This window comes from Streptomyces sp. NPDC051677 (assembly GCF_044453465.1).
Classification (GTDB): domain Bacteria; phylum Actinomycetota; class Actinomycetes; order Streptomycetales; family Streptomycetaceae; genus Streptomyces.
The window spans coordinates 1-24,393 of the sequence record NZ_JBITCT010000042.1 but is presented as its reverse complement, the minus strand read 5'-3'; the positions used below and the strand labels follow the sequence as shown (position 1 = coordinate 24,393).

General features: G+C 67.2%; 17 protein-coding genes. 13 read left to right on the top strand and 4 right to left on the bottom strand.

What is annotated here, in order from left to right; genetic code table 11:
* The first annotated feature begins 157 nt into the window (after nt 1-157).
* Together ACIBAF_RS36685 and ACIBAF_RS36680 are read left to right on the top strand one after the other, a co-directional pair.
* Nucleotides 158-1,129, top strand: coding sequence for a DNA cytosine methyltransferase (locus ACIBAF_RS36685; protein ID WP_399468891.1), 972 nt, complete (start codon nt 158-160; stop codon nt 1,127-1,129).
* Nucleotides 1,130-1,289: 160 nt separating this feature from the next.
* Nucleotides 1,290-2,471 carry a DNA cytosine methyltransferase gene (locus tag ACIBAF_RS36680; protein WP_399468889.1) on the top strand — a complete coding sequence of 394 codons (1,182 nt, stop codon included), beginning with the start codon at nt 1,290-1,292 and terminating at the stop codon, nt 2,469-2,471.
* A 15-nt stretch (nt 2,472-2,486) separates the two neighbouring features.
* Here ACIBAF_RS36680 and ACIBAF_RS36675 read toward each other — a convergent pair whose 3' ends face one another.
* Genes ACIBAF_RS36675 through ACIBAF_RS36665 form a run of 3 tightly spaced genes read right to left on the bottom strand, consistent with a single transcriptional unit; the run spans nt 2,487 to nt 6,483 of the window.
* Nucleotides 2,487-3,368, bottom strand: coding sequence for a DUF6339 family protein (locus ACIBAF_RS36675; RefSeq protein ID WP_399468887.1), 882 nt, complete (start codon nt 3,366-3,368; stop codon nt 2,487-2,489).
* Nucleotides 3,365-4,357 (bottom strand): hypothetical protein, encoded by a 993-nt coding sequence (locus tag ACIBAF_RS36670; RefSeq protein ID WP_399468885.1) that lies wholly within the window; start codon nt 4,355-4,357, stop codon nt 3,365-3,367. The genes ACIBAF_RS36675 and ACIBAF_RS36670 overlap by 4 nt, the downstream gene beginning before the upstream one ends.
* A complete protein-coding gene (locus tag ACIBAF_RS36665; RefSeq protein ID WP_399469018.1) occupies nt 4,354-6,483 on the bottom strand; it encodes a helix-turn-helix domain-containing protein in 2,130 nt (709 codons plus the stop codon). Before ACIBAF_RS36665 ends, ACIBAF_RS36670 begins: the two co-directional genes overlap by 4 nt.
* A 581-nt stretch (nt 6,484-7,064) precedes the next feature.
* On the opposite strand from ACIBAF_RS36665, the gene ACIBAF_RS36660 reads away from it, so the two are divergent.
* Genes ACIBAF_RS36660 through drmB form a run of 4 tightly spaced genes read left to right on the top strand, consistent with a single transcriptional unit; the run spans nt 7,065 to nt 18,854 of the window.
* Nucleotides 7,065-11,834 (top strand): DEAD/DEAH box helicase, encoded by a 4,770-nt coding sequence (locus tag ACIBAF_RS36660; RefSeq protein ID WP_399468883.1) that lies wholly within the window; start codon nt 7,065-7,067, stop codon nt 11,832-11,834.
* A complete protein-coding gene (locus ACIBAF_RS36655) occupies nt 11,831-13,744 on the top strand; it encodes a UvrD-helicase domain-containing protein (protein WP_399468881.1) in 1,914 nt (637 codons plus the stop codon). Before ACIBAF_RS36660 ends, ACIBAF_RS36655 begins: the two co-directional genes overlap by 4 nt.
* Complete coding sequence (locus ACIBAF_RS36650) at nt 13,741-16,989, top strand: helicase-related protein (RefSeq protein ID WP_399468879.1); 3,249 nt, start codon at nt 13,741-13,743, stop codon at nt 16,987-16,989. Before ACIBAF_RS36655 ends, ACIBAF_RS36650 begins: the two co-directional genes overlap by 4 nt.
* Entirely contained in the window at nt 16,986-18,854 is a 1,869-nt protein-coding gene (gene drmB / locus ACIBAF_RS36645; RefSeq protein WP_399468877.1) for a DrmB family protein, read from the top strand. The genes ACIBAF_RS36650 and drmB overlap by 4 nt, the downstream gene beginning before the upstream one ends.
* A gap of 251 nt (nt 18,855-19,105) precedes the next feature.
* Here drmB and ACIBAF_RS36640 read toward each other — a convergent pair whose 3' ends face one another.
* A complete protein-coding gene (locus ACIBAF_RS36640) occupies nt 19,106-19,768 on the bottom strand; it encodes an ATP-binding protein (protein ID WP_399468875.1) in 663 nt (220 codons plus the stop codon).
* A 216-nt stretch (nt 19,769-19,984) separates the two neighbouring features.
* On the opposite strand from ACIBAF_RS36640, the gene ACIBAF_RS36635 reads away from it, so the two are divergent.
* The 7 genes from ACIBAF_RS36635 to ACIBAF_RS36605 form a co-directional block, all read left to right on the top strand.
* The gene (locus ACIBAF_RS36635) at nt 19,985-20,833 is read left to right on the top strand and encodes a helix-turn-helix domain-containing protein (RefSeq protein ID WP_399468873.1); all 849 of its coding nucleotides are present in this window, start codon (nt 19,985-19,987) and stop codon (nt 20,831-20,833) included.
* Nucleotides 20,830-21,042 carry a DUF397 domain-containing protein gene (locus ACIBAF_RS36630; RefSeq protein WP_399468871.1) on the top strand — a complete coding sequence of 71 codons (213 nt, stop codon included), beginning with the start codon at nt 20,830-20,832 and terminating at the stop codon, nt 21,040-21,042. The genes ACIBAF_RS36635 and ACIBAF_RS36630 overlap by 4 nt, the downstream gene beginning before the upstream one ends.
* 154 nt (nt 21,043-21,196) lie before the next feature.
* On the top strand, nt 21,197-21,937 hold the full coding sequence (locus ACIBAF_RS36625) for a DUF6879 family protein (protein WP_399468869.1): 741 nt from the start codon (nt 21,197-21,199) through the stop codon (nt 21,935-21,937).
* On the top strand, nt 21,934-22,782 hold the full coding sequence (locus tag ACIBAF_RS36620; protein ID WP_399468867.1) for a helix-turn-helix domain-containing protein: 849 nt from the start codon (nt 21,934-21,936) through the stop codon (nt 22,780-22,782). Before ACIBAF_RS36625 ends, ACIBAF_RS36620 begins: the two co-directional genes overlap by 4 nt.
* A gap of 87 nt (nt 22,783-22,869) precedes the next feature.
* Complete coding sequence (locus ACIBAF_RS36615; RefSeq protein ID WP_399468864.1) at nt 22,870-23,328, top strand: hypothetical protein; 459 nt, start codon at nt 22,870-22,872, stop codon at nt 23,326-23,328.
* Nucleotides 23,325-23,732 (top strand): hypothetical protein, encoded by a 408-nt coding sequence (locus ACIBAF_RS36610; protein WP_399468862.1) that lies wholly within the window; start codon nt 23,325-23,327, stop codon nt 23,730-23,732. The genes ACIBAF_RS36615 and ACIBAF_RS36610 overlap by 4 nt, the downstream gene beginning before the upstream one ends.
* Before the next feature lie 251 nt (nt 23,733-23,983).
* Nucleotides 23,984-24,393, top strand: a 410-nt coding sequence (locus ACIBAF_RS36605; protein WP_399468860.1) for a hypothetical protein, incomplete at its 3' end; no start/stop codon positions are given.

The following is a 24,393-nucleotide window of genomic DNA, read 5'->3' as shown; positions in this document are numbered from 1 at the left end:
CCGGTGGACCTTTTCAATGAGTCCTGCGTGCCTGGCAGTCGAAGAGCGGGGCACTGAACCGGCTTCGGGAGTCCTAGAGTTCTGGGAGCATAGAGCGGTGGGGATGTTGCCCTGCGCGTCGCGACGGAGGACTCAACGGGGACGGGGGGACGTATCGATGAGCGGGCTGACGTTTGTCGACGTGTGTTCTGGGGCGGGTGGGCTCGCCCTGGGACTGGAGCGGGCCGGGTTCCAGCCGACGCTGCTGCTGGAAGAGGACGCTGACGCGTGCCGGACCCTGCAGGTGAACCGACCGCACTGGAACGTGCTTCAAGCGGACCTACTGGACTTCGATCCCGGCGAGCACCCGGAAAGCTACGACGTGGACCTGCTGTCCGCGGGACTGCCGCGGGTCAAGTCCAACGCAACAGCTGCCCGAGCCGAGTCGGGCATGGAGGAACGGCTGCTGAAGGCCGCCGTGTACCTCGCCCATGCCATCAAGCCTCGGGCACTACTCATCGAGAATGTGCCGGCCCTCGCGAACTCGGACAGGTTCCGTGACTTCCACGAGTTCGCCAGCGCCGAACTGGAGCATCTCGGTTACGCGTTCAGTTGGTTCGTCTTGAACGCCGCCGACTTCGGCGTACCTCAGGATCGCAAGCAGGGAATTCTGGTGGCGATCAAGAGGCAGTGGTTCTCGTCCTTTCGGTCGCCGTCCCCGACCGTGACGGATCACGTGTCGGTCGGCGAGGCCCTGGCACCCTCCATGCGGTCGCATGGCTGGAAGGACGCCGACCGATGGGCGGCTCAAGCAGCCTCCGTGGCTCCGACGCTGGTAGGTGGGTCGAAGAATCGCGGTGGGGCCGACCTGGGGCCTGCAGGAACCAAACGCAAGTGGGAGAAGCTGGGGGTGAACGCCCACTCGCTGGGCGACGAGATGCCCGGACCGGACTTCGTGTGGGCGCCGGAACTCGGCAAGGAGGGCATGGTGCGGCTAACAGTGAACCAGGCAGCCTTGCTCCAGGGCTTCCCGAAGGACTGGGCGATCATCGGAAAGAAGACGGCCCGCTACCGGCAGATCGGCCACGCCTCCCCGCCACCGGTCGGTGAGGCACTTGGTCTGGCCATGGCCCAAGCACTCCGTTCCTGAACAGGAACTATCCCGTTCAGACCGGGAATCGCGGGCTCTCGACCGGCCGCTTCATCGATGCAGAGGCAGGGCCCTCCGCTGGCTACACTTTCACCCCATGACCCGAGGACCTCACCTGAACGCGAACACGTCACGAGCGGCGCCTTGCCAAGATCCGCCCGTGATCGTCGACCTGTTCGCGGGACCGGGTGGCCTGGACATCGCGGCCGAGGTACTCGAAGAACCCGCAATCGGCGTGGAGTGGGAGAAATCGACTCGCGCGACCCGGCACGCCGCCGGTCTACGCACCACCGAGGTGGGCGACGTGGCAAAGCTGAACCCGCTCGACCCCGAGGTTCGCTCCGCCCGCGTCCTCACCGGAGGTCCGCCCTGCCAGACCTACTCGGTGGCGGGTAACCGGGAGGGCCATAAAGCCCTCACCGAGGTGACGGACCTCGCCCAGCTCGTGGGAGAGAGCACTACCGTCGGGAAGCTGGAGAAGGCCTGGGCGGAGGTGGAGCGGAGAGCCGTCGAACTGTCATGGGCCGACGAGCGCACCGGGCTCGTGCTCCAACCTCTTCGGTGGATCGTCGAGAAGAAGCTCAAGTCCGATCCCTACGAGGTGGTGGTACTGGAGCAGGTCCCCACCGTCCTCCCCGTATGGAAGAAGTACCGCGAGATCCTGCGGGAGCTCGGGTACGACGCGGAGTGCGAAATTCTGCACACCGAGGAGTACGGAGTGCCGCAGACACGTCGCCGCGCGGTGCTGATCGCCCGTTTCCGGGGTACCGGCAGAGGCCGAAGCGTTGAGTTCCCGCCACTGACGCATCAGCGCTATCGCAAGGGAGCGAAGCGCCTCTCCGCGGTGCAGGAGTTCTCGGCGCGGACACGTGACCTTCAGCAGAGCCCGCTCTTCGGCGGGACCGACGCCCAGTCGGTTAAACCGTGGGTCTCCATGGGCGACGCGCTCAAGGACTCGCGTTCCACGGACTTCGTCGTCCGGTCCAACTACGGGTCGGGGGGTGACCCCAAGAAGCGAGGACTACGCACCTGCGCCGCGCCGGCCGCAACCGTCACCGGCAAGGTGCGCCGCAACAAGGTGCACGACCTCAAGGGCTTCGACGCGAACGGTGAGCCTGAACTGGGGCCGGAGCAGGACCGCTTCACGTTCCGTGAGGCAGGACTGCTGCAGACCTTCCCGGTCGAATACCCGTGGCGAGGCACCGATGTCGCGCAGCAGATCGGCAACGCGATCCCGCCGCTGCTGGCCGTGCACGTCCTGTGCACGGCGCTGGAACTGGACGACACCCGTAAGGAGCGAGCCATCGAGGCGCTGAAATCCTGGCGCCCGCCCCACCTGTAGGACGAAGGGCTCGGATCAGTCCTCCTCCGGGTCCTCCTCGCTCTCTTCCTTCCCTCGCACGGGCGCGTCGGCGAACAACTCCGCGAAGTGGCCGGTCAGGCGCTCCACCGATTCCTCGGGGGCACGTTCCTCAGCAGGCCCGACAGGAAGAGGCCGATGGTGCACGGCCAGGCCCTCTTCTCCTTCGTCGATCCACCTCTGGACAGCCCCGGCATCCCTCTCCGCGTCCGGCGCGATCACGTCGTACATCAAGGTGGCGGCGGCCGTGTTGACCACCTTGCCCAGGGCGATAACGTCACGGGTCGTCCGCACCACTTCCCGTTGCAACAGCCGGATCAAGGCCTGCGCCGTGGGCCGGTGGTCGATGACGTCCATCCGCAGCAGCGTGTTCAACATGTCCTGGTTACCGCAAGCAATCACGGCAGGCTCATAGTCAGGCCCGTTTCGGAAGAGTTCGGCCGACCACCAGAGCCGGGCGAAAGCCTGCTTGTGATAAGGGCCTTTGAAGTAACGGGCGTTGGTCGTTTTCTTCGCTTCGGAAAGATGCCGCCAGACCACGAAATCGGGAGCGACGCCGAGGGACAGGTAGTTCCACAGCGCGGGGTCGGCGGCTTCCGCACGCGTCAGGCGAAGGATCGCGTGCAGACGTGGAGCGAGCCAGGCATCCACCTGCGTCGGCCTGTCGTCGCGGTACGTGTACATCGCGTCGTCGATCAGGTCCCGTATCGCGCGCAGTCGCCGGCGAGGACTTTCGGGCAGCGCCTCGGCAGCCTGGTTGAGGGCGATCGCCGGGACGTTGTCCTTCCCAGACAGCAGTCCGTCCGTGATGAACCGCGCCGCCTCCTCGTCGACAAGCCGAGCCAAGTACTCGGGCAGGTGGTCGGGGCTCTCCGTCATGCCTCGTCCTCACGCTTGAGCTTGTCCAGACCGCGTACGGTCTCCGAGAGTGCCCTGGGCACCTCGGCCCTTCGCATCGCCGCGTACTGGATGCGCGGCTGAAGCTCGGTCCATCCTGTCGCGCCCACCCGACGGCGGTGCACATCACGCAAAGCGTCCTCAAGAGTCCGGTCAGGTAGCACGTCGGGAAGCATCTCCCTGAGCACCTCGCCCTGCCAACCGTGCGGAAACAGCGGAGTGCCGTCGTCCTCGATCTCCAGGTCGCCTATGGCCGAGTGGAACACGGCGATCCACACGTCGGCTGCCATCTGGGACACCATCAGCTCGTTGACGAGCCCTTCTGGGCCTCGCCCCTCGGCTCCCAAGACGTCTGTCATGCCCTCGAAGTCGGTGTTGATGTGGACCGTGGGCAGCCTCCCGGACGCGTTCACGATCCACGGAGCATCGGTGAACTTCCGCAGCCAGCCAGGACCCTTGGCAAATCCGACTTCCTTGACGTCGAAGCTCTGCTCCCGTGCCGGGGTGTCACCCCTCACGTCGACGATCCAGTCGTCGGCCGCTTCTGCGATAATCCGTCCAGGCACTCCGTCGACCGTCGCGACCACCTGAACCGTCAGCGTGGCGCGGTCGAAGAGGTCGGCGCGCAGCACCTGCAGTTCACCACGCCATTCGCGGCCGCCCTCCGTCTCTGGGCGGAGCCTCACCGTGACGCGGGTGTTGGTCGCCCTGTCCGTCAGCACAGCGACCACCACGACCTCGGACCACGGACCGCCCGGCTCTGTCGCCTTCGCCGGAATCGTGGCCGAGACGGTCAGTGTGGCGGTCTCCCAGTCCTCCGTCTCCGCCAGGCCGAGCGCGACGGCACGCTCGACCACGGAGCGCGCACGGGAGTCGAGCTGCTCGCGAGGTTGCTCGGGTGCCTTGACTCTCGCCGCATCGACCCGCAGAGACACCGTGCCGCGCAGACGCGGGTACGGGAACACCTTCATGACAGCGACTCCCCTTCACCTGTGCGCAGCTCGACGACGAGACCGCTCAGGCTCGCCCGGACGGCGTGTGTCGTGGGGTCGGTCACGCCACGGAACGTCGCGGAGCGCGCCTCTTCGAAGCGCAGAGTTCCGTCCACCACCTGGCAGTTGTCCACGCCGACGAGTTCGGCCCACGCGATGGCGGGACGTGGGCCGGAGCGCACGTCGAACTTGGCGACCGGGACGAGCCGCCAGGTGTGGCCGCCTGCGGGAATCCTGATCTCGCCGATCACCTGCCAGGCTCCTCCGTCGAGCACCTGGGCGTCCAACTCCTCCAGCACCGGAAGCGTCGCCGCCGAGAGTCGACGCGCCTTCTTCCCCGCTCCGACGGTCAGCTTCCAAGCCAGGCGCCCTCCCCCGGCCTTGGCCCGCTTCTTGGGACGGGCCACCAACTCTTTGATCGCCGCGTTGGTCTCCCGGGTGAGGGAGGCGATCCGCCGGTACGCCGAGGACGAGTAGGTGAGCGTCAACTCCTCGGTCTGCCCCCACTTGTTGTGCTCCGGGGGTTCGGCAGCGCGCAGGAACTCCTCGGCCTCGGCGGCGAACGGGGCTCGTGGGCCGGCAGCCTCGCCGGCCAACAGAACAGCCTGGAAGGGGTCGGCAGACAAGCCCAACCCGGGAACAACGACGTCCCGCACGGTCATACGGTTGCCGCGCATCGCCGCGACACGGTTCGGTTTGCCGTCGTCCGCGTCCTCGGCATCCGTCACCAGGAGCACCGCGCGATGCTCGCCCAGGGAGGCGCGTCCCCTCCCCCTCTCAGGGAGGATGAGCGGCACAGTGACGGCAGCCACCTGTCCGGATTCCGTTCGCTGCTCCACGGTCGTACCGTCGAGAAACGCCTTCAGAGCGCGCGTGCGAGAAGGCTGGGTGACTGTGGGGTCCACCCGCTCCTCCGCGAGGACCACCTGACCGTTGCGCAGGGTGCGGACGGAGGCTTCCAGCAACGGAAGTTGGTCTCCGCCGCCCGTCATCGCGGCCCAGAAGTTCCTGCCCAGGGCGTGCACGAGCCTGCGATGCATGCGTTGGATGCTGTCGTCGTCCTCGCCCTCGTCACTGTCCGGTGCGGGATTGTCGTCCACAAGGCTCGCCACGTCGTGAGCTCCCACGATCAGGAACGACGTCCCGGGCTCACTGCTCTCCCGCTTCAGATACAGGGACTCGACAGTCTCCTCGTCCGCCCACCAGGAGCGAGCCACGGCGGCTCCCTGTGACTCGGGGTCGGGCCGCCCCAGCCAAGCCGGCCCTGCCCACGGCTTGCCATGGACCTGACGCCACGGCAGATCGAGGCGTCCGACGAGGCGACGTTCGGTGCGGCCCTCATGCGGTTCGGACAGCGTGGAGTTCATGAGCACGAGGCCCAGTCGGCTGGTGGCCCACAGCGTCGCCTTGCCCAGGCCGTACGAACCGCCCGCAGAGCTGCCGGACTTGTGGCTGTCGAGCTGACGTCTGACCACCGCCGCGAACCGACCGTCGTCGTAGTCGTCACCCGTCAGGCCCGCGGCGTTGTAGTCGTCCACTCGCAACAGCACGAGGCGGTCACGCTCGTACATGTCGCGCAGCCCCGCGTCGATGACCCGGCCGACCTTCTGTCCCTGCGCTGCCGCCGCCTCGTAGTGCGGGAAGAGATCGTCCCACTGGACGGCCTCTCGGAATCTCGCGAGAGCCTCACCGTTGAGCTCGTGCAGGGTGTACCGCACGCGCACCGGTTGGCCGTTGGCAGTGAGCCTCTCGTCGAGACTGTTCTGGCACGTCTCTCGAGCCAGCACCGACACGTCGGCGTCGAATGCGAACGCGGCCGCGTTGCCCAACTCCCGTCCCCCGTCCGCGTGTCCAGGTCGGTGGTACCAACCGACGGGGAGGCCGGCCTGGGTGTCGGTCGTGCGGGTGTGCACCGTTGCGAGATCGGTGTTCAAAGCCCGAGCGATGCGTTCGATCGTCTCGGCACGCGGAGTCGCCCGTCCGGTGATCCACGCCGAGACCGCAGCGCGCGTCACCTCCACGGCCTGAGCCAGCTCCGTCTGTGTCATGTCGGCCAGCTTCAACTGCCGCGCCAGCCACGGACCGAAGTCCTCGCCTGCTTCCACGGTCACCCGCTCTCAGATCCTGCGCCTCGCGTCGGACAAGAAGGCCACCATACCCGGGCCTTTGACAGTGCACCCGTTGTCAAACAATCTTTGACAGACATCCCGGCCATCAGGAGCTACCTACACAGCGAGGTTCGTTCACTTTCCTCCGATTTAGCCCGATCTCTCACCCCCAATGGATGCTTCTTCGAACCCTCTTGCGCACCCTCGACAAGGCCGGGTACGGTCCCTTCAAGCGGCCCCACCCGCATCGGAAGAAACAATTCTCCGACGCCCTGGTAGAACTGTGCCGTTTCCTCCTCGTCAAGCCTTTTCGCGACATACGGGCGACAGTGTGCCGATCCGCGCCTTTACACCTGATCGCTTTCTGAATTCCTCCGCACGTAAAGAATCGCACCGTTTCACGCTTGTCATGCCTCGAACGAAGCCAACTTCCAATTCCTCAAGAGGCGCACTGAAATCTTTCGGAACCGTCGTCACGCCAACCGCGTCCATGTCATCACCCGCGCACGTCACGGCACTTGCCCAAACGTTAGCCCGCCAGCCTTCCCATCAGGTCATCGCTCCAGGATCGGAGTTCTGTGTCTCCTGAACCGACCCCCGTGCTCAAGACCGTGGTCGATCAGTCCTCCCGCGTGCTCCGGACGTACGCCGTCGATCCCGGACTCATTCCAGAACACGCGAACGGAGAAAGACGAATCACCCAAGGTGGATACGGTGACCGGCAGCTCTTCGAGCTCGTCCAGAACGCTGCGGACGAAATCGCCGCCGAGCCCGGCGGTTCCGCCCACGTCGTTCTCACGGACACCCATCTCTACTGCGCGAACGAGGGGACACCCGTCACCCCTGAAGGCGCCGAGACAATTCTCCGAATGAGCATGTCGCGTAAGCGCGGCGGCCAGATCGGGCGTTTCGGGGTCGGCGTGAAATCAGTGCTCGTCGTGACCGACGCACCACAGTTCTTCAGCCGTACGGGCTCCTTCGGATTCGATCGTGACTGGGCCTACACACAGATCCGTTCTGTCCCCGAGGTCAGGGCCCGCCTCGGCGAGGAGTTCGAGGCTCCGGTTCTGCGCATGGCCCGGCCGCTTGACGAAGCCGCCGAACGTGCCACCGACCCTGTGCTCGACGAACTCCTGAACTGGGCCACCACCGTCGTCCGTCTCCCGCTGTTGGACGGAGCCGCCGATCGGCTCGGCCAGGACATGCACGGTGGTGGGCAGTCGACCGGCAGCCGTGAGGAGTTCCCCGCCGGGTTCCAGTTGTTCTCACCCCACGTGGCGAAGGTGACCCTGGAGGACCGTCGTCCACGACCTGTCGTGCGGCGGACCCTCACCGTCGAGCGCGACCAGGAGTTGCACACCGTACGAGAGGAACGCCCCGGCCGGCCTCCTTCGGCCAACCGGTGGCGCGTGTTCAAGCTCACCCACGAGCCGACGGACGCTGCCCGGTCCAGCGCTGGTGAGCTGCACGACCGTGTCTCCCTCGACATCTCGTGGGCCGTGCGCGAGTACGAGAAGGACACCGTCACTGGGCTCATGGCCTCCCTCAACAAAGGGCGGGGCAGATTCTGGTCGTTCTTCCCGACCAAGTACGAGATGACGCTGAGCGGAATCCTCAACGGAGCCTGGAAGACCAACGAGGACCGACAGAACCTGCTGGACTCCTCCCCGTTCAACCAGGAGATGATCCAGGTCGCCGCCCGGCTCGTCGTCGAGTCTCTTCCCGGGCTGGCGCCCGCCGAAGACCCGGCCGCGTACCTCCCGCTCCTTCCCGGCCGGTCCCGCGAGTCGGAGACCGTCAGTTGGGCCGACCGCTACCTCACCGAACGGATCTGGGAGGCCACCGCCCATCGTCCATCGCTGCCCGACCAGGACGGTCGGTTGTGCGTGCCGCGCAACCTGAACATCCACCCGGCGCTTGGCAAGGACAACAAGTCGCTGGTCCGCTGGCTGACCCTGTGGAACTCGTACCCCGGCCGCCCCGCGAACTGGGTGCACCCGTCCGTGGAGGCCACGGATCTCCGCGCCGGCAAAATGGACCACATCCTCAAGGCCGCCAAGCGCGAACGTGCCTCGGTGCGGGAGTGGTTGGAGGCCCTCGTGGCGGACGGCACCGCCGAGGCATCCGCCACCGCCATCCGCATCGTCGCCGACATGGTCCAGTCGTCCTCACCGTACGCGGACCAGGCCCGTACGGCGCGGATCGTGCTGACGGAGGAGCACGGGATGGTGGCTCCGCTCGTCGGCAAGGTGTTCCGTCGCACCGACCACGACGGATTGCGCGAGTCCTACGTGTACGTCGACGCCGCGCTGTCCGATGATCCGTCGCTCGCGAGCGCCCTCGCCGAGCTCGGCATCCGTGACGCCGATGTCCGAGGCCGCTTCGTCAGCGTCCTGGAGCAGGGCTTCGACTCGTACGACGCGGAGAAGTGGACCCGTTTCTGGGAGCTGTTCCATCAGGCGGGCAGCAGTCATCTCTCGCACGAGGTGGTCCAGCGTGTGCCCGATCCTCTGTCGACGTTGTACGTGCGCACTGCGGACAACGACTTCCGTCCGATGCGTGATTGTCTGGTGCCCGGTCCGGTCGTGTCGCCGCAGTCGGACCCTTCCGTCGCCGTCGACACCCGGTTCCACTCCGACGACATGGCCTTCTTCCGCGAGATGGGGTTGCGCGACCGCCCCACTGGGGGACATCGGCCTGAGGGGGAACCGTGGTTCGAGCAGTACCGCGAGGTCGTGCACAAGGAGTACTGCGCGACCCTGCCTCCCAACCAGACCTCCCGTCCCACGCTGGCCCGAATCAAGTTGGAGGGTGCTGCGGTCGGCGGTCCGTTGCACCTGCTGCCCCAACTCTCGAACGAAGCCCGGGCCAACTTCCTCAGGGTGTTGCCTGAGGACGCCCTCGTCGACAACTGGACGCTGCAGGTCGGGGCGCAGGTTGGCACCCGTCGTGCTGTCGTCTCGCCGATGCGCTGGATGCTCAAGCGACACGGCCTCGTCCCGACGTCGCAGGGAATCCGCCCTGTCGGCGAGGCGGTGGGCCCCCAACTCGCGGCGTACGGTGACGTGTTGCCGGTCGCGCAGATCAGCGCCGAGAAAGCCCGCAAGCTTCGTCTGGCCACAAGCGTCGAGGAGGTTCCTGATTCCTTCTGGAACCAGCTTCAGGAGAAGCTCCGGCACAGCGAGGACGACGTCTTTGTCGGCAACACGTACGTGCTGCTGACGCGTCTGGAGGTGCCCTTCCTCGACGACTCGCTCACCCGGTGTCGCATCGGCGACGACTGGGCCACCCGTCCCGACGGCGAAATCGCCGTCGCCTCGTCGCAGGAGGAGTATCGGGCCCTGCTCTCCGAGGGGCTGCCCGCCCTGCTGGTCGCGTCGGCGGAGGACGCCGCGCTGCTTGTCAAGCAGTGGGGCATGCTGCCGTACGCCGACGTGATCAGTCGCGAGACCCGGTACGAGACCGCCGGTGAGCCGGTTCCGCTCAAGGAGGCGTACCGCACGCTCCGGCAGCTGCGCGGTTCGCAGGTGGATCAGTACACGCTTCAGCGATGCAAGGTTCTCGAAGAGGTGACGCGCACCCCCAACGGCATGCGTCCCCGGACCCTGAACAGCAGCCTGCAGGGTTCCACGATCCTTGTCCTCGAGCCCGCCACCGCGCTTGAGGCCCTCATGGCCGTAGACCGTGAACTGCGTTGGCGCATGGGAGAGTCCGGATGTCGGCAGGTGCTGGAGGCACAGCAGCGACAGGAGGAGGATCAGAAGGTCAAAGGCGCGTTGAAGGCCGTGCGTGAGGCCGATGACGTGGTGGCCAAGCTCCTGCTGCTGTTGGGCGCCGATACCCTGCGGGAACGCCTTCCGGCCGGTCTGATGGACGGTGAGCGCGCGGAGAACAACGGGGCCGAGCCCGCCGGCTATCGGATCGCGCAGATGGCGTTCAACGCGCACGGAGACAGCATCCTGCAGGTCCACGCCCGCGACCTGCAGAACCTCTACCCGACCCACGCCCCTGCGTCATTCGCGGGTGCTTCCACCGCCGTGGCGTTCGTATCGGATCTCCGTTTCCCGGACGCCTTCGCCGGGTTCCGGGCGCCGTCGTTGGAACCGCGGATCGACGTGGACGGTCCACGGCACTTCCCGCGTCTCCACGACTACCAGGAGCGGCTGGCGGCCAACGTCTTCACCATGCTGGACCGGATGATTCCGCAGCGCGGCATGCTGTCCCTGCCGACCGGTGCGGGCAAGACGCGCGTGACGGCCGAGGCGGTGATCCGCTGGGTGAAGCAGGTGGGTCGGCTCGACGGTCCGATCCTGTGGATCGCTCAGACCGAGGAGCTCTGCGAACAGGCCGTCCAGAGCTGGAAATTCGTGTGGGAGAAGGTTGGCGCCGAGACGCCGCTGGCGATCAATCGGCTGTGGTCGACGAACGAGGCAGGCCCCGTCACCGACCGACCGCAACTGGTCGTCGCCACGGACGCCAAGCTCCAGCAGCCGAACTGTCTCGCCGCCGACGCCTACGCCTGGCTACGTGAAGCAGCACTCGTCATCGTCGATGAGGCACACACCGCCATCACGCCCCGCTACACCGAAATCCTGGCGCACCTGGGCCTGACGGCCTCACGGACCGACCGTCATCTTCTGGGACTCACGGCGACCCCGTTTCGCAACACCAACCAGGACGAGACGCGTCGCCTGATCAATCGGTTCGGTGGCCGGCGACTGGACGATGGGGTCTTTCCGGACGGAGATGCCTACGCCGAGCTGCAGCGACTCGGCATGCTGGCGCAGGTCGAGCATCGGATCCTGCAGGGCGGCACGATCAGCCTCAAGCCCGAGGAGAAGCAGCGCGCCGAGCAGCTGAGCATCCTGTCCCGCGCGGCGGAGCAGCGGTTGGCCGACGACCACGACCGCAGCACCCGCATCGTGGCCGAGATCGCGAGCATGCCGAAGAACTGGCCGGTGCTGGTGTTCGCGACGTCGGTCGACCACGCCAAGTACTTGGCAGCGAAGCTCCGCGACCTGAACATCACAGCCTCCGCGGTCGACTCCACCACCTCGACAAGCGAGCGTCGCCGACGCATTGACGACTTCCGGGCGCGCCGCACCCGTGTTCTGACCAACTATGGCGTTCTCACCCAGGGCTTCGACGCCCCTGCCACCCGTGCGGTCGTCGTCGCTCGTCCCGTGTACAGCCCCAACGTGTACCAGCAGATGATCGGGCGCGGTCTGCGAGGCCCCCTCAACGGTGGTGAGAAGACCTGCCTGATCCTCAACGTCCGGGACAACGTCGAGAACTTCGACTCTGCCCTCGCGTTCACTCAGTTCGAGCACCTGTGGAGCAGCAAGTGACCGATCCCTACGGCGACAGCCCTCCGCTCACCGACGAGCAGCGGGCCGTCGTCGGCCTCCCCTGGAACACCCGCCTCCTGGTCACCGCGGGGGCAGGCTCCGGTAAGACTCACACGGTGGTCCGGCGCCTCGACGCCCTGGTGGGAAACGAGGATCCAGACGAGGCGCTGGAGGCGGGCGAGATACTCGTCCTGAGTTTCTCCCGCGCCGCAGTCCGTGAACTGCGGGACCGGATCGCCCGACACGGCGAGCGGGCCCGCAGGGTGCGGGTCCAGACCTTCGACTCGTGGGCGTACCAGTTGCTGGTACAGGGCTACCCCGACGAGGAGTGGGCGGCCCGCGCCTTCGACGAGCGCATCCGTGCGGCCACGGGCGCAATCGAGAAGGGCGCGGTGGAGGCCGGTGAGCTGGGTGCTCCTGCGCATGTGGTCATCGACGAGGCACAGGACCTGGTGGGCGACCGTCGGGACCTGGTGGAGACGTTGCTCGACCGCTTCCAGCGTTCCTGTGGCTTCACCGTGGTCGGCGACTCCGCTCAGGGGATCTACGGCTTCCAGATCGAAGACCCGACCGAGCGAGCTGGGGAGGCGGATCGGTTCTTCGCCTGGCTGCGAACCTCCTACGACGACCTCGTCGAGCTCAGCCTGACCGAGAACTTTCGCGCGAAGAGCCCTGAGGCTCGTACCGCCCTTGGCCGCGGCCCCCGCCTGCAGAACCTGGCAGTCTCCCCGGACGGCCAGGAGGCCGCGGCCTCGATGCTCCATGCCGAGCTGCGCGACCGGCTTCTCGACCTGCCGAACCTCGGTGAGCTGGCCGACGGGTTCGCGCTGGACGCCTTGAAGGCGTTCCCCGACACCTGCGCGATCCTGACCCGCGACAACCGTCAGGCGCTCGCTGTGTCGGAACTCCTGCACGAGCACGGGGTGGAGCACGCGCTGAAGCGTTCGCTGCAGGACCGACCCGTGCCCTACTGGGTCGCCAAACTGCTGTCCCAGGCCGAAACGTTGACACTCACTGAGGCTCGCTTCAAGGAGCTGCTCGCACAGATCCCGTTGCCTCCGGGAGTGGAGCCCGAGCGATGCTGGCGGTCGCTTCGTGCGGCGACCCGGCGCACCGGCCGCGGCCTCGTCGACGTCACCGCCGTGGGGCGTCTGGTGCGCGAGGGGCGCTTCCCCGACGAACTCGGTGACCCGGAGACGGCTCGGTTGACCGTTTCGACGGTGCACCGGGCCAAGGGCCTGGAGTACGACCGAGTGGTGCTGCTGTCGCCCCCTTCCATCGCCGAGTTGCAGAAGGCTCACGAGGACCTCGACGTGCCGGCTGAGGCGCGAGCCCTCTACGTGGCCATGACGCGGGCGCGCGAGGACCTCTACCACGTGGCTGGCCCTGACACCTCCCGCATACGACGCCACCGCCCCACCAGCCGTTGGTACCTGGGTGGTTGGAAGAAGTACGAGCGCTACGGGATCCAGGTCGGTCCTGGAGACGTCCACCGCGACGAGCCTCCTGGATCGCGCAACACAGACACGTCCTCGGTCGAGACGCAGACCTACCTGCTGGAGCACGCCCGTCCGGGGGACGCGGTGACGCTTCGGATGCGTCATCCGCTTCCCGTCGGGCCGGACCAGAGCCCGCCGTACGACCTACTCCACCGTGACCGAGTCATCGGCGAGGCCTCTGAGCGCTTTCGCCGAGACCTGTACGCGGTAGAGATGATCTCCCGCTCGTGGGATGTCACATGGCCCAACGAGATCGTCGGCCTTCGGGTGGACATGCTGGAGACGGTCGCGGGCAGCACGGCAGCCGGGGCCAACGCCGGGCTCGGCGGCAACGGGGTGTGGATCGCCCCTCGGATCACTGGAATCGGAAGGTATCGACGCGGCGAACGCGCCGGGGAGGAACAGGGATGACGCACGGGAACAACCCGCACGCCGAGCACTACCGGGTCCGCGAGGAACTGGTGGCCCGGCTGCGCCGCGAACTCCTCGGACCGGACGTCATGGCGGGCGACGATCCGGTCGAGGTCCTCACGCAGGACGCTCCGATCACCCGGTACCCGATCGGTGTGCTATTCCCGAGCCCTGCCGACCGCGAGGCCCACCGCCGTCTGTCGGAGGACGCCGCCGAGGAGGAGGGGTTGGACGAGGCCCCGCTGCTCAGCACCGATGACCACGAGGAGACCGGCGGCTCCGTCGAACCGCCGGTCTCCGGCGATCGCCGCCCGTCCGCCATGGGACTCACGTTCGCCGTGACGCCCGAGGCCAGCCCTGAGATCGTGATCTCCGCACAAGCCGCGATGTACGACCCCGTGGATGCTGAAGGCCGGCCGGTGTCCGCCCGACGGGCGGATGCCAGAACCACGGTCGGCCAGCGCGAGCATTGGCGACGCCGAGAACTGGCACTGCCGGACACACTGGTCGACGTCACACAGCCCGGGGTTCTCGAACCCGCCCCTGTGCTCGCCGACAACGTCAAGCTGCACGTCCTTGTACGGCCGGCCAACGCCTCCTCCGGCACCGTCACCGTCACCGTCACTCTGATCAACACGCACGTCGTGGGCGAGCGGGAGCTCCAGGACGCGTTCGCCCTGTTCCAGCCCGGCCTCACAGTCCGCGCGGCCAACGGCGCGTCGGCCTTCGTCGAGCGCCCCGCCGCCCTGTCCGCCGTCGACGAAGAGCTGGCCACCAGCCGCCTGCTGTACCGCCACGCTCCCACCTTCGCCGTGGGGCACGGCTGCTCCGCCCACTGGGACTGGACGCCACCGCCGGTCGGTCTGACCGACATAGAGCGTGCGGCGATCAGCGAGATTCGCTCCGAGTTCCTGCCCACTCACGAGGTACTGCTGACCGACTCCAACCCGGAGATCGACAGCTCGGCTCTCGGCATGCTCGGACTCGCCGAGCGCCCTGATGCCGAAGTGCTCGCCGCGCTGCAGGGGTTGGCCCGCGGCTACGAGCAGTGGATCGAGGCCAAGGCCGCGGAGGCCGCCGCCCTCGTCGGGACTCTCTACGAGGAACCCGCGCACGCCCAGCTCGACGCCTGTCGTGAGGCCCTCGGTCGGATGCGCGAGGGCATCGGGATCCTGTCGGACACACCGGAGGTCATGGAGGCCTTCCGAATGGCCAACCGGGCCATGGCTGAGCAGCGGGCGCGCAGCGCCTGGGTGAAGAACGGACGAGAGGGCACCCCGGATCTGTCGGAGCAGCGCTGGCGGCCGTTCCAGATCGCGTTCATGCTCCTGTGCCTGTGCGGCATCGACGATCCGAACCACGCGGACCGCAAGGTCTCGGATCTGCTGTGGTTCCCCACCGGCGGCGGCAAGACCGAGGCCTATCTCGGTCTGATCGCGTTCACCACGTTTCTGCGCCGGCTGCGCCGCGGAGCCGACGGCGGAGGCGTCACCGTGCTGATGCGATACACGCTGCGGCTGCTCACCCTCCAGCAGTTCGAGCGCGCCACGATCCTCATGTGCGCGATGGAGCTGATGCGCCGGGCGGCGCCCGACCGGCTCGGCGAAGAGGGCATCTCGATCGGTATGTGGGTCGGCAAGTCGGCCACCCCGAACGACTTGAAGACGGCTGGAGAGAAACTGCTCAAACTGCGCGGAGGCCAGAGTCTGCAGACCGAGAACCCCGTGCAGTTGCATGCCTGCCCCTGGTGCGGCACGGCACTGGACGCCCACCACTACTCAGTGGACGAGGACGATGTCCGTATGGACGTTCGCTGCCCGGGTGACGACTGCGACTTCGCGTCCGGTCTGCCGGTGCACCTGGTGGACCAGACCGTTTACAAGGCCCGCCCGACCCTCGTCATCGCCACAGTCGACAAGTTCGCCTCCATGCCGTGGCGCGAGCAGACGGCCGCGCTCTTCAACCGGGACCGGCTCGGCGATGCGACTCCGCCCCCTGAACTGATCGTCCAGGACGAACTTCACCTGATCTCCGGACCGTTGGGCACTCTGACAGGCTTGTACGAAACGGCCGTCGACGCCCTCGCCGATCGACCAAAGGTGATCGCCTCGACGGCGACCATCCGTCGCGCCGCCAAGCAGGGCCGAAATCTCTTCGATCGGAAAGTGCACCAGTTCCCGCCGGCCGGTCTGGACGCGCGTGACTCCTGGTTCGCTGTGGAGACCGACCGCACGACGAAGGCCAGTCGCCGCTATGTAGGTCTGCTCGCTCCCGGAACCAGTCAGTCGACGCTTCTCATCCGCACGTATGCGGCACTGCTCCACCAGGCCATGCGCGCGGACACCAGCGACAAGGTCCGGGACGCGTACTGGACCCTGGTCGGCTACTTCAACAGCCTCCGTCTGCTGTCGGCTGCCGAACTCCAGGTGAACGACGACGTCGAGGACTATCTGCGGCTGCTCGCTGATCGCGACGGCACAGAAGTCCGACTCTCCAACCGCTACTCGGAACTGACGAGCCGGGTTGACGCCAGCGTGATCCCCGCCCGGCTGAAGGAGATCGAGAAGCGCTACCCGGATCCCGACGTCCGCGACGTCCTCCTCGCCACCAACATGATCGCCGTCGGCGTCGACGTCGACCGTCTCGGCCTGATGGCGGTGATGGGCCAGCCCCAGACCACAGCCGAGTACATCCAGGCAACCAGCCGCGTGGGTCGCGCCCATCCGGGTCTAGTCGCCGTGATGCTCAACTCGGCGCGGTCCCGGGACCGTTCGCATTACGAGAACTTCCTGCACTTCCACTCCGCGCTCTATCGCGAGGTGGAGTCGACGTCCGTCACGCCGTTCTCCGCGCGGTCGCGCGACCGCGGACTGCACGCCGTAGTCGTAGCCCTGACCCGGATCCTCATCCCGGAGGCCCGGGAGAACCAGGCCGCAGGTCGGATCGACGCGTACGTGCATCGCCTGTACGCCGAGATCAAGCCGTTGTTGATGAAGCGTGTCGCCCAGATCGCCTCCGAAGAGGAGCAAGACACCTCTGACGCCTTCGACGAATTCGTCGAGTGGTGGCAAGCAGCGGCCAACGCGCGCGGCGGGCTGCTGTACGAGCCCCGTCGTGGCAGTCCAACCCCGGCCCTACTCAAACCGTACGACGACGAATCCGAGGGCTCCGACGCCTGGCCCACCCTATGGAGCCTGCGCGACGTCGACGCCGAGTCCGCTCTCTTCCTGGAGGCTTCCCGATGACCCCGCCCCCCGCGCGGCGCCTGCGTCGCACCCCCGGCAGCTCGGCCGCGCCCCGCCTCACTTTCCCCCGTCGCGGTTCGGTCCGCCGCTCCCAGATGATCACCACATACGGCGTAGGGTCGCTGATCGCCGTCGACAACGAGTCGTTCATCGTCTCCGGCCTCGACGATGCCCACCGAAGCTGGTCTCTCGACGAAGCACCCATCGTCCACGAGCACCGGCTTGCCCGAGCCCTGGGCGTGAGCCACTTCCGGCTGCCTCCGGCCTCCGAAGACACCAGTAAGGACGGTGTACGCGTCCGGCGCTTCCCAATGTGGCACTCGTGCCCGAAGTGCCAGGCTCTGCAGCACGTACGGGACTTCAACCCGCCCGTAGGCAAGAACGTTTGCACGGACTGTGACGACGAGCCGCTCGTGCCGTCCCGATTCGTCGTGGCCTGCGAGGACGGGCACCTCGACGACTTCCCCTACTGGAAGTGGCTGCATCGCAAGAACCGGGACGAAGGCGTGACCGGGCGCTGCGGTGGTCAGTTGGCCATGCGTTTCTCCGGGCAGAGCGCCTCACTGCGTTCCATCCTCATCTCGTGCTCCTGCGGCGTGCTGGAGGTGTCGATGGAGGGCGCCTTCCGCCGCTCGGCCCTGACCGACCTCGGGGTGCGCTGCGAGGGCAGGCGGCCCTGGCTCAGGGACGCTCCTGTCGAGTTCTGCACGCAGGCGCCACGCACGCTCCAGCGCGGTTCGTCGGCAGTCTGGCAGCCGGTGCTGAAGTCCGCCCTGTCCATCCCTCCGTGGAGCGACGGTCTCGCCGACAAGCTCTCGGACCATTGGGAAAATCTGCGTTCGTACTCGTCCCGTGCGGAGATCGAGATCTATCTCAAGGGAGCGTTCAGGGGCGACGACTCAATCTCAGTCGACGCCGTCATCGAGCTGCTGGAGGCCGAGCAGGAGGAAGACCCGACCCAAGAAGGTGATTCGGGCTATGCGGCGGTGAGCCGCTACCAGGCCCTGCGGCGCCAGGAGTACGAGCGTCTCTGTTCTGGCAACGCCCTTCGGGACAAGGGACGCGAGGAGCAGTTCATCTGTGAGCCGCCCGTGTCGGACCCCGCGGTCCTCGCTCCCCTCGGCGTCGGCCAGCCGATGCTGGTCAAGCGCCTGCGCGAGGTGCGGGCGCTCAAGGCGTTCACCCGCATCGCGGACCCGGAATCGAGCTCCGAGGGCCACGAAGCGCCTCTCTCCCTCACGCCGACTGACTGGCTCCCTGCCATGGAGGTGCACGGCGAGGGCGTCTTCGTACGCCTCGACGAGAACCGGCTGGACGACTGGGCCGAGTCGGTCGCGGTGGCGGCCCGCGTCGAGCTCATACGCACCAACCACGACCGCATGCTGAGGGAGCGGGCCTCCGACCCCGCCGACGTGCCTTCCTCACCCGCCACGCCCCAAATGGTGCTGCTGCACACCCTGGCGCACGCGCTGATCAACGAATGGAGTCTGGACGCCGGTTACCCGGCCGGGGCACTGCGCGAGCGGCTGTACACGGACGCGACCATGGCCGGCTTCCTCGTCTACACGGCGACCAGCGACTCCGCGGGCAGTCTCGGCGGCGTAGTGGCCCAGGGTGAGCCCGACCGCCTCGCGGAGGCGCTTGGCTCGGCACTGCGACGTGCCACCTGGTGCTCCGCCGACCCGCTGTGTGTCGAGGCACGGTCCTCCGGTGCCGGAGGCGCGAACCGTGCCGCGTGTCATGCCTGCGTGATGCTCCCCGAGACGAGCTGCGAACACAACAACATCCTGCTCGATCGCGCGCTGCTCGTCGGGACCCCGGACAACCCCCGTCTGGGCTTCTTCGCGGACATGCTCGCCGACTGACCGCGGTCCGGCCGAGTGTCGCCGACACAGATCGACGGCACTCGCATCGCCGATGCCTCGGTGGTGGCGGGGACCGGAGCGGTAACCGGCGCTCCGTTTCCAGTTCCCGCCGCCATAGCCGCGGACGCGGTGGCGCAGCGAGCAGTGGCTTGTCGCCCTGATGCAGGCCCGCCCTCCCAGGGCAGGTACCTAGCGGTCTGCACGATGCACTTCTGCTCACCACACACGAGGACGTCTCAGTGGGTTCGCCGTCAGGCAGTCGATGTGCCTGAGACCCCGTCGCCGCACCTTTCCAGGTCAGCGTCGTATCGGGTCTGAGCACGATCCAGGGCCTCGTCCACGTCGCAGCCGTGTGCACGAAGCCAGTGCAGGAAGTCCGTGATGACTGTGATCACAGAGTCCTCGGCCACGGCCCTTCCTAGTCTTCCCGGGCCAGGCCGGAGCGGCGGTTCGACACCCGAGTAGAGCTCCAGCAAGGCCTCCGCCCGCCGCACGCCGGGGCCTTCCACATGGCCGTTCGGCGACGTGAGCCCAGTCACCAGCTCACACCACGTGACCTTCCGGTCGAGACGGAGCTGGACGCCCCAGCGAGCGGCGACGGCGTCGACGAGGGCCATGCCTCGCCCTCCCTCCGATTCGACGTTCGCGTCGAGGAGGGTAGGCAGGGCGCGTGTATCGGGATCGTGGACCTCGATACGCAGACGCACCCCGTTCATCGACACCGCGAGCGTGGCCGGAGTCCCGGGACCGACGTGCGTGATGACGTTGGACGCCAACTCACTCACACAGAGCTGCGCTTCGTCGGTGAGCTCGTGCAAGCCCCAGATGCACAGATGCAGTCGCATGATCCGACGCAGGGCAGCCACTTCTGTCGGCTCGGCCGTGAAGGCAAGGTCCCACGGTTTGCGCGTCATGCACGCTTCCTGTCCCACGAAAACCCCTCTCGTCGCAGGTGACACCCCGGCAAGCCACTCACTGTCACGAGGCATCACGATGAGTTGCGTTGCCCTCAGAGTGCAGCCGGCGGATCCCTTCGTGCAATGTGCACGGCGAGATTCCCACTTCCGAGTGATTGGCAAGCACACCCCTTGGCGTGAGACTGAACGCCCGCTATCCGAAACGGGGTTGATATGGCCGGATCACCTACGGCACGCCGTCGCCGCCTCTCGTACGAGCTGAAGAAGCTCCGTGAGCAGGCCACTCTCACCTGCGCCCAGGTCGGCGCGGCGCTGGACTGGAGCGGTTCCAAGGTGAACCGCATGGAGACGGGCAGCGGCCGGGTGCAGCCGTCGGACATCGACGCCCTCTGCCGCTTCTACGACACCAGCGACGAACTGCGCGAGTTCCTCAAGTCACTCGCCCGGCAGGCCAAGGTGCGCGGATGGTGGCAGGTCCACGGCTCGGGTGTTCCGGAATGGTTCAACATCTACATCGGCCTGGAACAGGAGGCCTCCACCTTCCGCCAGTACCAGTGCGAATTGGTACCCGGCCTCATGCAGACCCACGCGTACACGTCCGAGCTCCACAAGACCGGCGCGCACATGTCCGCCGAGGACATCGACAGGGCCGTACGAGTGCGCATGGAGCGTCAAGCCCTGCTGAAGCAGCCCGACGCCCCCGAAGCCTGGTTCATCGTGAACGAGGGCGCTCTGCGCAATGTCATCGGGGACCGTGCACTGATGCGTGAGCAGATCGAACACGTCCTGAGCGCCGCCCAGTTGCCCGCCGTGACCCTTCAGGTCCTCCCGTTCGACTCCGGTACCTATCCGGCCACGGGCTCATTCACCATGCTGGGCTTTCCCGCGCAGGAGGATCCCGACATCGTCTATCGGGACGGCATCACCGATGCCGTCTACCTTGAGGGCGAGCATCATGTTCGTGAGTACACCCGAGCGTTCGACGGTCTGCGTGCCGCCGCCCTGAGCCCTCAGCGTTCGGCCCACCTGATCGAAACAGTCCTGAAGGAATACGCAAGGTGAGCATTGCAGCGCCCAGCGAGAACAGCCGTCCGACGTGGTTCACGTCGTCGTACAGCAACGGTGCGGGAGGGGAGTGCGTCGAGTGCGCGCTGATGGATGACCGGGCTCTGGTTCGTGACTCGAAGAGGGTGGGAGGGGCTGAGCTCGCTGTGCGAAGCGGGGCCTGGTTCTCGTTCATAGGTGCCGTGAAGCGTGGCACCACGGGCTGACGTCACCCGAGGGATCCCTCGTCGCCTCTTCGTCGGAGTTGCTTGCGCGCAATCGCAGGTCGGCGTTCAGTAGGCGCAATCTGCCGCAATTCTCGAGCGCGCCCGAGACGACACACTCATCCTGGATCTCCAACCGCCGCAGACGGAGGGCCACGTGACGCTCAGGTTCATCGGCACGACCAGCGACGACGGTGACTGCCCCACCCTGTACGACATCGAGGAAACGGACGAGATCCTTGTCCAGGGCGAGCGGGAGACCGACCCGGAGCACCTGGTCCAATTGCGGGACGTGAAGGAGTCGGAGACCTTCGTTCGCGTCCCCCGCAGCCTGCTGACCCGCTACGCGCCCAGGAGTGACGCCCCCGAACTCCAGCCGTTCGCCTCCGTCTCCGGTCTCTTCCGGGACTTCAAGCACACCGCTTGGCGGCTGGAGACGCGCCGAGGCTATGCCTCCGACCGCAACAGTCCCAAGTGGGCCCGGTTCCTCGCGGGAGAGGACATCTCTCGCGACCGGGACAACGCGTGGCGGGAAAACGTCCGCGCGCAGACAGCTCAGGGCAAGCGGTTCGAGCGCGTACGCCTGGTCGACGAATCCCCGACTCAAGGACAGGAGTTTCTTCTGGCGAGCGCGCCAGGCAACGTCGCCGCGGGCGAGGACATCCGCAATTTGACCCGCGCCCAGGCTCAGGAACTTCGGTTGCCCGACTACGACTTCTGGCTCTTCGACGCGAAGATCCTCGCCCGTTTTGCCTTCGACGACGAGGACACCACCCTGGGCGTGTACGTCACCGAAGACCCCGCCGAAGTCCTGGCCGCCTGCCAGGCCCGGGACGCCGCCTGGCACCATGCCGTCCGTACCCAAGAGTTCGCCGGACGGGTACGTTCGCCCATGTGAGCACGGACTACCAGACCGCCAGAGAGGCCCTCGGCGCGAGGCTGCGCGAGCTGCGCGCCGAGGCCGGTCTCGAAGGCAGGGTTCTTGCCGCCAAGCTCGGCTGTCAGCCCTCCAAAGTCTCCCGGCTCCAGAACGGCAAGCAGACCCCGACCGCAGCCGATCTGACCGCGTGGGCGCTGGCTTGTGGCCGGCCGGATGCCGAGGCTGAACTTCGTGGCCTGCGGGCCGGGCTGGAGATGAAGCAGCGACACCGCTCCTGGCGGCGGCAGCTGGCAGGCGGACACCGTGGTCGTCAGGAGATCGCCGTCCGGCAGACCGAGGACACGAAGGCGATCCGCGGGCTTGAGGTGTCCCGCGTTCCGGGGCTGTTCCAGACGCCGCAGTACGCGCGCGTCATCTTCGACACCAACGCGGAGTTCCGGGGGATCACACCGACCACCGAGGCCGCCGTCGAGGCCCGGATGCGCCGCCAAGAGGCGCTGTACGACCCGGAGAAGTCGTTCCGGTTCCTCGTGTGCGAGGCGGCGCTGTACCACCGCTCATGTCCTGCGGACGTGATGGCCGAGCAACTGGATCGGCTGTACAACCTGGTGGGGCAGCGCCGGATCGAACTTGGCATCCTGCCCTTCGGTGCGCAGCTACGCCGTACGGCCCCGCACGCCTTCTGGATCTACGACCGGCGGTTGGTCATCGTCGAAACGATCAGCGAAGAGTTGTGGCTCAACGGCGAGGAGGACATCCAGTTGTACGAGCGTGCATGGGACTGGCTGGCGGAGTCCGCGGAGTACGGTGCGCCTGCCCGCCGTCTGATCGGCCGGGCGAGAGCGTCATTGGATCTCCCGTAGGCAATCCGCCGCAAGCGCCATACCCGCAGACGCAATCACGCGCAATCGCCACGCAGGCGCACAATTGCGCCGCCTAGCGTCCTCGTCATGGCCAACAAACCCGCCCGGTCCACCCGGGAGGCAGGCCAGGACTGGCTCCTGGCCTGCGTTCGAAATCCCACTGACGTGCGTCGCGCATGGGCCGCCGAGGAGCTCGCCCGAATTCCGAGCGGCGAGCACTGGCGCGTAGCGGAGGGGCCACTGATCCCGTCTCTCGGGGCCATGAAGCACCTGGGCAGTCGGCGGCTCGGTCCCGTCCTGGTGGACGTGGCAGCGGGACGGGCCTGGTGGCTTCTGCCTGCGAGCCTCCGTCACGAACTGGATGGCGTGCCCCAACTGGCTGTGCACCCGCCAGGCTGGCTGCTCGTCAGTCCGCCCGTCCTGTACGCGATCGGCGACCGCGGATGGCTGGAACACCCGGACGGCTCCGGCCGCCTCACCGACCCCACGGCGCTCGGCGTCGCGTTCGGTGTGGGTGGACGACGTCCCGCGGAGGCACTCGTATGACGACCACTACGACCTCCGCAGATACGGCGGCCGATGAGCCAGATACGCCGCCGCTCGGCGAGCTTCTCGTACGATCAGCGGTCGGCCTCCGCGAACGCATCGCGGTGCAGGCCCTCCTCGAAGAGGAAGAACTCCTCGCCCGGGACAACTTCCGCAGCGCGCTCGTGACGAAGCGCGACGGTGTCATGACCTGCCGGTGGGAGGGCGTTGCGCAGCGTCTCTACACCCTCGGGCTAAACGACGGCGAGCGCACGTTCCTGGGGCTGGTGCTGTCGATCGTGGGTATGCGGCAAAGCTCCCTCGCTGCCGTGCAGTACCTCGATGAGCGGCGCTTCAAGATCGTGCTACAGGCAATGATCCGGTTGGCCGGCACCGACTGGATCGCGATCGGCATGCGGCTGTGAGCCTTCGTCGACCGTCGGCTTGATCTTGCTCTCCCCGTTTCCCGCTGCGTATGGGCCTTCCCCATGCCGCGCGGCAGGTGCAAGTCCCCCTCCCAAAGCACGTGGCAGGCAGGCGGCACTCCAGGAGATGAGTGCCCGAAGGTCCTCCGGCTGAGAGGTGAACTCGTGCTCCACACAACCCTGTTACTCCCCGACAAGCCCTACATCCAGACCCGCCCGACGGACACCGCAAACGCGAAGGAGCTCACCCGATGACCCCCACCGCCGTCGCCGCCAAGCCCCGTACCGGCCGTTCCCTCGTCGCCGACACGGAGTTCGAGACTCTCGCCGCGTTCTGCGCCGGCGAGTACGGCCTGGAACGGTGTGTCGCCGAGCGGGTCGTCGACCAGGCCCTCGCCCTCGTCTTCGTCATGGGGAGCAGTGGTGACGGGGCGAGCATGGCGCCGTCGCAGCAGGTCGATCCCGGCTGGCACACGCTCATCCTGCACACCGGGTGGTACGCCGACTGGTGCGAGCGTAGCTTCGGCTACTTCCTGCACCACCAGCCCAACGCCAGGGTCCGCACACGTGGGCTGATGGTCGACGTCGTGGGCCGGTTGCGTACCGCCGGGTTCGAGGTCGACGAACGGCTGTGGGGCACGGCCGCCGAATGCAACCCACC